Source organism: Streptomyces otsuchiensis, assembly GCF_004305975.1.
GTDB classification, from domain to species: domain Bacteria; phylum Actinomycetota; class Actinomycetes; order Streptomycetales; family Streptomycetaceae; genus Streptomyces; species Streptomyces otsuchiensis.
Genome location: NZ_BHZI01000362.1, coordinates 1 through 4,847, shown reverse-complemented (window position 1 = coordinate 4,847; position 4,847 = coordinate 1). Strand labels below are relative to the sequence as shown.

Here is a 4,847-nt window from a genome sequence, read left to right as displayed (position 1 = left end):
CACCCGCGCACCCCCGCACCCCCGCAACGCCACACCCGGGACTCGCCAGGTCAGCGCTGGAGCACGGTCACCGTCAGCGGCGCGTGGTCCGAGGCCGTGGAGTCCAGCAACCGGAAGTCCTCGAAGTCCGCGCCCTCGCTGCCGAAGATCCAGTCGATGCGGTACGAGGGGTCGTGCGTCGGGGAGGTCGGCTGGGACGGGTCGCCTGCCTCGTCCTGGGCGCTGCGGAACCCGGCGTCGAGCACGGTGTCCACCTCCGGCCAGCCCGGCTCGGCGTTGAAGTCGCCGGCCAGCACGGAGAACGGCTCCTCCCGGTGGTCGGCGAGCAGGGTTTCCAGCTGCACCAGCCGGGTGTCGCGGGCGTCGGCGTGCTGGAGGTGTGTGGTGGCGACGCGGGTGGTCGTGCCGTTGCCCAGCTCGATGTCGGCGACCGCGTAGGACCGCTCCATGGTGCCGCCGGCCTGCGGCAGCTTCTCCACCCGGGACTCGGTGACCGGCAGGCTGGTGAGGATGAGGTTGCCGAACTGGCGGTCGGCGGCCGGGGACCAGACGGCCGTCACGTCGAGCCGGTTCTCCAGCCAGGTGAGCAGGTCCCCTCCACCGCTGATCGGCCAGCCGCGCGGCACCTCCTGGAGCACCACGACGTGGGCACCGGATTCCTTGATGACGGAGAGGATCTGCTCCGGCACCACCTCAGCGTCGCGGTCCACGCCGTAGTGCACGTTCCAGGAGAGCAGCCGGTAGCTGCCGTCGGCGGTGTCGGTCGGGAGCGGCTGGGCGACGCCGCGCGTGGCGTCGAGCAGCGGCGGGACGGCGAACAGCACGCCCGCGGTCAGCAGCGGCGCCATCACCCGGGTGGGCCGGGCGGGCGGCTCCGCGGTCCAGGCGGCCCAGCCGATCAGGGCTGCTCCGAGCAGCGGGAAGAACAGGTTGGGCACGGGCATCGGCATCTCGTAGTGCGCCTGGTAGGGCAACACCACGACGACGTAGCCGAGGCCGCAGCCGAGACCGGCGAGGGTCATGCCGGTGAGTGCGGTCCATCGGCGTCCGCCGTCGCGAAGGGTCACCGCGCGGGTCAGCAGCGCGGGGACGAGCGCCAGCGCCAGCAGCGTCAGGGGTCCGGCGAGCAGCGGCGGGGCCAGCAGCAGCGCCGTGATCAGGACCGGCAGCAGCACGGCCGCGGCCGGTCCGGCGGCGCGCATCGGCGGCAGCGACAGGCAGGCGATCCCGGCGAGGAGGCCACCGGCGATCCACAGTCCGGCGGAGGGCTGGGAGATTCCGGCCTGCGAGGCGACGAACGCCGGGGAGGCCAGGAAGACGCCGAGGAGTGCGAGGACCGGGCCGGCGACCGCGAGCTGTGCGGTGACCGGCAGCGGAACGGCGGCGCTCTCCCGGTAGCGGGCGTAGCCGGCACCGGCGAGGGCGAGGGAGAGCACCAGGGCCAGCGACCAGCCGACGATCCCGCCGCGCCAGACCGGGTCCCACAGGTCCAGCGGCAACCGCACCGCGACGTCTATGGCGACGCCGAGAGCGACGGCGCGAGCCACCCAGGCCGGCCCGTCCTGGGTGCCCAGAGCGGCGCGCAGCACCAGCAGCAGGGCGACGAGCGCGACGGCGACGGCCAGCCCCACCGTCAACAGCCCTCGCGCGGACGGCAGTTGCACCACCAGGCGTAGCACGGCCAGTCCGCAGAGCGCCGCGAACACGGCCTCACGGGAGCCGACCCACCAGGTCAGAGGTCCGGCGAGCGCCGCCGCCCCGTAGGTGACCACGGCGGCCAGCGCGGCGAGCGGCACACCGTGGCGGACGGCGACACCGTCCAGTACGGGACCGGAGAGCCGCAGCATCTCCAGTGCGGCGATGGTGGTCAGGACCACGAGCACGCTGGTGAGCGGGGCGGCAGCCGGCCACGGCCAGCGCGGCCGGACCGGCAGCACACCGTCCGACGACAGCGGGGGCAGCGACGCGGGACCGCCGGGGGCGTCCGGTACGGACCGATCCGACGGCCCGGAGCCAGCACCGGAACCAGAACCGGAACCGGCGGTGGCATCGGCCGCGCCGGTGGCGGTGATGTCCGGGTCTGCCACCGCCACGACGGTGGCAGATCCCGCGGCGGAGGCTGCGTCGGGCGCAGCGGGGGCGAGGGTGTCCTCGGACGGGCCCGGCGACGAGCCGGACGATGACGACCGTCCGGATGACGACGGCGTGGAGGACGACGAAGACGACGGCAGGGGCATGATCGCCGAGGCTATTACGCCCGCAGGGTCGCAGACCAGCGCCGTGCGCGCCACGGTTCCGGCGTGCGGGGCCCGGTGCCCCGGCGTAGCGTCGATCGGGGGACGCATTCCCTTTGGAGGCTAGGCCATGTTGCGTAACGTGCTGGGCGCCGTGCTCGCCGTCATCGGTGCGGCGTTGGCGTTGATCAGCCCCTTCCGAGACTGGTACGGGGACACCGTCGGACGCGATGTCCGGCTCCAGGAGCTGTTCTCCGGCTCGGGGCTGACCGGCGCGCGCGCCGACCTGTTCGCCGGGATCTTCCTGGTCATGCTGGTGGCGGCGGTGGTCGCGGTCGCCGGTGTGCTGTTGCGGTCGCGGCTGATGGTCGCGCTCGCGGGTGTGCTGGTGCTGGGCATCACGGTCCTGTGGATGGTCCGGCAGTACCAGGTCGCCGACACCCTGGTGATCGGCGACAACGGTTTCAAGATCGGTACGGTCGGGGCGCTGATCGGCGGCGGGCTGCTGCTGCTCGGCTCCGCGCTGATGGCCGGACGGCATCCGGCGGCGGTCCACGGACGGCACCGCGGCACGGACCGCGCGGACCGGCGGGTCGACCGGGACGACGACCACGACGCGGTGGAGGACGGCCCGTACGACCACCACCCGCGCGCCTCGCACGACCCGTACGCGCCGGGACGCACCGTCGACCCGAACGACCCGCGCCACCCCGGTGGCCCGGACGACGCCCGCTACGGCGACGACGCCGGGTACGGCGACGAACCGCGCTACGACCAGCCGCGCGACGCTCGTGACCCCCGTTCCCCGGGGGCGCCCGGAGACGGCCGGGGCAGAGTGGTCGACGGTCCCTGGGACAACGGCAAGCGCGGCGGCTGGGACGACGCGCGCCGTCGGGACGAGGGCGACACGGGGCGCGAGGGCGGCCGGGACGCCGCCTGAGCCGACCGGTTCACCGTTGCCGGGCCCCCGCCTCCGGGCGGGGGCTCACCCGTGTCCGCGCGGGGGCTCACCCGTGTCCGCGCGGGGGCTCACCCGCCTCCGGGCGGGGGCTCACCCGTGTCCGGACGGCCGGCTGTCCGGACACGGCACGTCCGGGCCCCGGATCAGCTCTCGGAGGTGGCCATGCGGGTGCCGCGCGCGGCGTCCAGCGCGTAGACGCAGTGGTCCGTGGAGCAGGCGAAGACCACGCCGTTGGCCGCTGCCGGGCTGCCGGTGATGGCGCCGCCGGTCTCCAGCTTCCAGTTGAGCCGTCCGCTGACCGCGTCGACCGTGTACAGGCAACGGTCCTCGGAGCCGAAGTGGACCCGGCCGTCGGCGACGACGGGCGAACCGACGATGGTGTCGCCCGCCGCGAAGCGCCAGCGCGGGGTGCCGCTGGCGGCGTCCAGCGTGTAGACGGCGTTGCCGCTGCCCAGGTGGACCAGGCCGTCGGCGACCAGCACCGGCTCCGAGGACTGGCGGGCCTCGGTCGGTATCCGCCACCGGTCGTCGCCGGTGGCCGGGTCCAGCGCGTAGACGGTGCCGAGGTAGTCGGCGAAGTACACGCCGCCCTGGCCGCCGTACCCCGGCACATAGGTCGGCGGGCAGAGCACGGCGGCGGGCGCGTCGAAACGCCAGCGTTCCGCGCCGGAGGCGGCGTCCAGCGCCAGCACGCGAGAGCCGGCGGCGATGTGAACCACGCCGTCCGGGCCGGGACGCACCCGCACGGGGACACCACCGGTGGCTGTGGCGTCACCGACGTGGTGACGCCACAGCTCGCTGCCGGTGCGCGCCTCCAGGGCGTAGACCTGGCCGTCGCCCCACATGAAGACGGTGCCGCCCTCGATGACCGGGCCGGTCTCCTGGGTCTCGAAGTCGGACTGGGCGCCGGAGAGCGACCACAGCCGCTCGCCGTTGCCCGCCTCCCACGCCTGGACGCCGCCGCCGCGGGTGCCGGTGACGACGGTGCCGCGTTCGGCGTGCAGCGAGTAGATCCAGCCGTCGCCCGCCAGCCGCCACCGGTCGGTGCCGTCGGTGGAGTCCAGGGCGTAGAGGCTGGGCCCGTCGGAGGCGATGACCCGGCCGCCGGTGACCGCCATCGCCCAGGCGACCTCGCGGGTCTTGAACTGGCGCCGCCCGCTGGTGACATCGAGGGCGTGGACCTCGAAGGAGGTCACATAGAGGAGCCCGCCGCGTACCACCGGGGAGCCCCAGAGGTCGTTGGACATCCGGAACCGCCAGGGCCGCCACTGCGCCGGGGCCGCCGGGGGCGTCTCGGCCATGGAGGAGCCGGCGTGGACGGGGGCCACGCGGTGTGGTGGGGTCGCCGGGCCGGACGGGCCGTGCAGGGGCGCGGCGGCGGACGGCGGCGGGGTGGGCAGCCCGTGGGCCGGCAGCGGTGCGGCGTGCCGGGCGGACGCCGGGGGCGAGGTGGAGGAGTGCGCCGACGGCAGCGCGGGCGCGGCGGGCGACGCGAAGTGCGGCGGGACGGGATGCGGCGTGGCCGGGTGCTGGGGTGTGGCGTGCTGGGGCGTCGCATGGTGCGGAGTGGGGGGGGGGGGGGGCTGGCTCTTTTAAACATCTCCGAGGCCACGAGACAAGAGGCAAAATCGTATGCCGTCTTCTTCTTGGAA

At 74.7% G+C, this 4,847-nt stretch carries 3 protein-coding genes; 1 reads left to right on the top strand and 2 read right to left on the bottom strand.

Translation table 11 applies throughout. From position 1 onward, the window contains the following. Nucleotides 1–50: 50 nt before the first annotated feature. Complete coding sequence (locus E0D90_RS23590) at nt 51–2,087, bottom strand: endonuclease/exonuclease/phosphatase family protein (protein ID WP_157996929.1); 2,037 nt, start codon at nt 2,085–2,087, stop codon at nt 51–53. 277 nt (nt 2,088–2,364) lie between these two features. Here E0D90_RS23590 and E0D90_RS23585 point away from each other — a divergent pair, with 277 nt between their 5' ends. Beyond that, on the top strand, nt 2,365–3,174 hold the full coding sequence (locus tag E0D90_RS23585) for a hypothetical protein (protein WP_130800004.1): 810 nt from the start codon (nt 2,365–2,367) through the stop codon (nt 3,172–3,174). 164 nt (nt 3,175–3,338) lie between these two features. On the opposite strand, the gene E0D90_RS23580 is transcribed toward E0D90_RS23585, so the two are convergent. After that, on the bottom strand, nt 3,339–4,523 hold the full coding sequence (locus tag E0D90_RS23580) for an outer membrane protein assembly factor BamB family protein (RefSeq protein WP_438827440.1): 1,185 nt from the start codon (nt 4,521–4,523) through the stop codon (nt 3,339–3,341). Nucleotides 4,524–4,847 lie beyond the last annotated feature (324 nt).